Raw genomic sequence first — 4435 nt, 5'->3', positions numbered from 1 at the left:
CATGAAGTTGCAAGAGTGGTGCTTCGGTACCTGCGCTGGTCAATGCGGTTACCCCCTTGTTGGGATATCGGAATACCGGTGATGACGGCAATAAGAAAAATGTCTGTATCCATGTCTTTGGACATACGTAGTCAAAAATTACTATTTGGCTACATTGCACACATTTTTTGCAGCAGTAGAAAAAGCAGCATCCCCCTTTCAACAAGAATGCTGCTCTCCTCTATTCAGTTATTTCTTTCACTACGCGCGCCGGGACACCTGCCGCGATTGTTCTGGCTGGAACATCTTTTGTCACTACTGCACCAGCCGCGATAATCGCTCCATCACCAATCGTGACGCCTGGCAAAACAGTGACGTTAGCGCCAAGCCAAACCCTTTTGCCAATATGCACTGCTGCTGGCAGCAGCTCCCCTCTTTTGGCGGGATCTTGAACATGATTCAAAGTCGCGATAATCAATGCACCGTCCCCAATATAGACTCCGCCCTGGTCCTGGATAGTGCAGCCAGTATTGATGAACACGTTTTTTCCAACATGGATGTTCTTTCCGCAATCCGTATAAAATGGTGGTACCAAAGACAAGCTGCGATTGACCTTGCTACTCGTCAGTTTGGCAAACAAGTCCTGCACCTCTTCGGGGGTGTGATAAGCATTATTCAGCTCCATCGTTACCTCCAAGGCTTCTTGCGTTAAATATGAGCTGTATGCCAGTTCCGGTGAAGGATTAGCAATTCTATTGCCGCTGTTTACGTATGCTAAAAAATCTTCCAGCTTCATTTTTTACCTCAAAATCATCGTAATCCCTGCTATTTAAGGGTTACGGTAACATTGTTCCGATCCAGCAGATCACGGATTTCCTCCTTGCTCAAGTCGAGATGGCCCAAGCGCGTGTACGCCCAAGAATTAGTGCCATAAAACATGACCAGTTGCCGGCTCGAATACAATACGATGTCGCCTGGCTTTGTCTTGGTCTGCCGATCGTTGCTGACGATCTTATGGCCCAGACTCCCTACTTGCTCAAAGCCGCCAAACTTCGACATGCTGATAGTCAGGGGAAGCAGCTTCTTTAGTGCGGTAACTGAGTCATTGTTTTCCCATTTGACTGGAACTTCCTTATTTCCGATATACAAATGCATTTTTGCTCCTTGTCTGGCTGAACTGGTCCTTACTGTTGAAGTGCTTGCTGATTTCTGGCTCCGGCTGCTCTGCTTCTGGCTGTTACTTGTGCCGCAGGCGGTCAGCAGGAAAAGAGAAGCACTAACAACCAGCAGACTTTTCAGCTGCTTAGCCCGCTTTTTCATCTCTGGCCTAGTTCAGGTACTTGTCAAAGAATGATTGGATCTTGTCAAAAGGAATAATGTCCTTTTGGTCGTAAAGGTCCGTGTGACTTGCCCCCGGGATCAAGAGCAGTTCCTTGTTGTCGGTGTACTTGCTGTCCTTAATCATGTTGGCATAAGCATCTTTTGAAAAGTAGCATGAGTGGGCCTTGTCGCCGTGAATCATCAAAACGGCATTTCTGATTTCGTTTGAGTAGGTAAACAGGCGCGTGTTCAAAAGTGAAGTTGAAGTCGTCACGTTCCAGCCTTCATTGGAGTTGACGCTGCGCTTGTGGTAGCCGCGCGGAGTCTTGTAGTAAGCGTGGTAGTCCTTGACGAATTGCGGAGCATCTTCTGGAACTGGGTCAACTACCCCGCCGGCCTTGGCATAGCTGCCGGCCTTGTAGTCGGCAGTTCTCTGCTCATTCAAGGCCACTCTCATCTTGTGGCGGGCTTCTTCATTGTCATTGGCGTCAAAGTAGCCGTTGCCAGTCACTCTGGACATGTCATACATGGTTGAGGTTACGGTTGCCTTGATTCTGGTGTCGATTGAAGCCGTCTGCAGAGCCATGCCGCCCCAGCCGCAGATCCCGATGATCCCGATTCTTTCTGGGTCAACATTGTCCTGTACTGACAAAAAGTCAACCGCTGCCTGGAAGTCTTCGACGTTGATGTCCGGGCTGTTGATCCCTCTTGGACTGCCGCCTGATTCGCCAGTGTATGACGGGTCAAAAGCGATTGCTAAAAAGCCTCTTTCAGCCATTTCTTGAGCGTAAAGGCCGCTTGATTGTTCCTTGACCGCCCCAAAAGGACCGGCAACGGCGATGGCTGGCAGTTTGCCTGCTGCATCCTTTGGCGTGTACATGTCGGCTGCCAAAGTAATGCCGAAGTGGTTGATGAATGTTACCTTTTGATGGTCAACTTTGTCGCTCTTAGGAAAGACCTTGTCCCATTCTTGAGTCAGGTTAAGTTTTTCTGTTTGCATCATGTTTATTGCCTCCATTTGCTATTTTTTCAGCTTGATTTCTTTTTCAGTCTTCCGGATCAGAAAATCCAGCAGATCGACCCTGCGGCTGCTTGCATGCAGATCGCACAATGCGTGACATCTGGCCAGCTTCATTTTCAGCAGAGCGTCATCATACTGTCCACCGGCCCACATTTTGCTAATTTCCTCGGCCAGGGCTTTATCACAGCCCGCGTCAGCCAGATTTTGCTTGATTGCTGGCAAGTCCATCCCGCACCTCCTTGCTTTTCTGCCTTGCTTGATTATTAGTATATTTCCTTGCAGTCTTATGTGCTAATGGTTATAATCTATGACATGATATTCCTTTTTAGAATGATGGGAGGAAATTATGGAAATACGGACCTTACGCTATTTTCTGGCAGTGGCCAGAGACGAGAACATGACCCGGGCGGCCGAGAGTCTGCACGTCACCCAACCAACCCTGTCCAAGGCGATCAAATCCTTGGAGGATGAACTGGGACAGAAGCTTTTTACCAGACAGTCCTTCAGCATCAAGCTGACCGACGAGGGATTTCTTTTGCGAAACCGGGCTGAAGACCTGGTATCCATGGCTGACAAGATTGAACAAGAATTTTTGACCTTGGATGACATCACAGGCGGCGACCTTTACTTTGGCCTGGCCGAATCTTACCAGATCAGCTTCCTGGCCCGGGAGATCAACTCTTTCAAGCAGCTCTACCCTGACTTGCGCTACCACATCACCAGCGGCGACACTTCGCAAGTGGCCGAAAAACTGGACAAGGGCATCCTGGACTTTGTCGTCCTGGCGGAAATGCCCGACATCAACAAGTATGAATCGCTGATTTTTCCGAAGACTGACACCTGGGGCGTCATCATGCCGGCAGACGTTCCCCTGGCGCAGAAAGAAGCCATCACCGTTGACGACCTGGTCGGCCTGCCGCTTTTCTGCTCAGGCCAGGGCTGGAAAAACGACATTCCCCGCTGGGCCAAGGACAAAATGGAAGACCTTCACCTGGAAGGGTCTTTTGGCCTGGTTTACAATGCCTCCGTTTTTGCCAAAGAACACCTGGGCTACCTCTTGTCATTTGACAAGCTGGTCGATACCTCTCCGGAAAGCGGGATGGTCTTCCGGCCATTGACGCCGAAACTGGAGACCAACCTGTATCTTGTTTGGAAAAAATACCAGACCTTCTCCCCAATCGCTGAACGCTTCTTGAAGAAGATTCAGCAGGACTTCGGACAGAAAGGCAAGGAAATCAAGCCAGGAACCATCAGCTTCTAGCTGCCGAGTGCAATTGCTTGTTATTTTTTTAGTAGATGTTATCATACGTTTAACAAGTAAAATAACAGGAGGAAATGCTGATGAAGGTATTTATTGCTGGAGGAAGCGGCCGGGTGGCTGCTGCCGTGATTGAGAACCTGGTCAAAGAAGGTCACGAGGTGTATGCCGGCTCGCGGCACAAGGATTCAATCGTCAAGCTGCCGGGGGTCACTGCGTTTACGCTTGACCTGCACGAGAGCGTCTCAGACCTGGCCAGCCAGGTCAAAGGAATGGACGCTGTCTACTTTTTGGCGGGATCCCGGGGAAAAGACCTGCTGCAGACCGACGCCTTTGGCGCAGTCAAGCTGATGCAGGCCAGCGAAAAGGCCGGGGTCAAGCGCTACATTCAGCTGAGCTCGATTTTTGCGACCGAGCCGGACAAGTGGCAGGAAGAACCGTCCTTGAGCGGCATCATTGATTATGACATCGCCAAGTTCTTCTCAGACGAGTGGCTGATCAACAACACGAATTTGGATTACACCATCGTGGCTCCCGGCGTTTTGGAGGAAAAGCCGGCAACTGACAAAATCCAGCTGAATCCGGAACATTCCGGGCCAAACCCGATTCCAGACGTAGCCGCGGTTCTTGCCGGCGTCTTGGACAAGAAGAATACATATAAGAAGCTGATCAAAATGATCGGCGGCGACACCCCAATCGATGACGCTATCGCTGAAATTTAAAAATAAGCAACCCCTCTGGCATTTGCCAGAGGGGTTTTTGTTGTATCGCTACTTTTTTAAAGCTTGATGAGACGGCCGTCATGGGCTCCGCGGCGGTGGGAAATCGACAGAACCGTCCGCCCGCTGCTGGCGGCG

General features: G+C 50.1%; 6 protein-coding genes. 2 read left to right on the top strand and 4 right to left on the bottom strand.

All coding sequences use genetic code 11. The features are described from left to right. Nucleotides 1-220 precede the first annotated feature (220 nt). From lacNas_RS10140 to lacNas_RS10125, 4 genes are all read right to left on the bottom strand, one after another. Nucleotides 221-775: a DapH/DapD/GlmU-related protein gene (locus lacNas_RS10140; protein ID WP_201330810.1), complete on the bottom strand. Its 555-nt coding sequence runs from the start codon at nt 773-775 to the stop codon at nt 221-223. A 29-nt stretch (nt 776-804) separates the two neighbouring features. After that, nucleotides 805-1134, bottom strand: coding sequence for a cyclophilin-like fold protein (locus lacNas_RS10135; RefSeq protein ID WP_201330809.1), 330 nt, complete (start codon nt 1132-1134; stop codon nt 805-807). 172 nt (nt 1135-1306) lie between these two features. Continuing rightward, on the bottom strand, nt 1307-2299 hold the full coding sequence (locus lacNas_RS10130) for an alpha/beta hydrolase (protein ID WP_201330811.1): 993 nt from the start codon (nt 2297-2299) through the stop codon (nt 1307-1309). A 21-nt stretch (nt 2300-2320) separates the two neighbouring features. Further along, on the bottom strand, nt 2321-2548 hold the full coding sequence (locus tag lacNas_RS10125; RefSeq protein ID WP_201330808.1) for a hypothetical protein: 228 nt from the start codon (nt 2546-2548) through the stop codon (nt 2321-2323). 118 nt (nt 2549-2666) lie between these two features. On the opposite strand from lacNas_RS10125, the gene lacNas_RS10120 reads away from it, so the two are divergent. Both lacNas_RS10120 and lacNas_RS10115 read left to right on the top strand, forming a co-directional pair. Further along, a complete protein-coding gene (locus lacNas_RS10120; protein WP_201330807.1) occupies nt 2667-3581 on the top strand; it encodes a LysR family transcriptional regulator in 915 nt (304 codons plus the stop codon). Nucleotides 3582-3661: 80 nt separating this feature from the next. Then, entirely contained in the window at nt 3662-4300 is a 639-nt protein-coding gene (locus tag lacNas_RS10115) for an NAD(P)H-binding protein (protein ID WP_201330806.1), read from the top strand. Nucleotides 4301-4435: the final 135 nt, after the last annotated feature.

Origin of the sequence: Lactobacillus nasalidis, from assembly GCF_016587775.1 — a bacterium.
Classification (GTDB): Bacteria; Bacillota; Bacilli; order Lactobacillales; family Lactobacillaceae; genus Lactobacillus; species Lactobacillus nasalidis.
The sequence above is the reverse complement of the archived record's forward strand: the minus strand, read 5'-3'. Positions and strand labels throughout refer to the sequence as shown.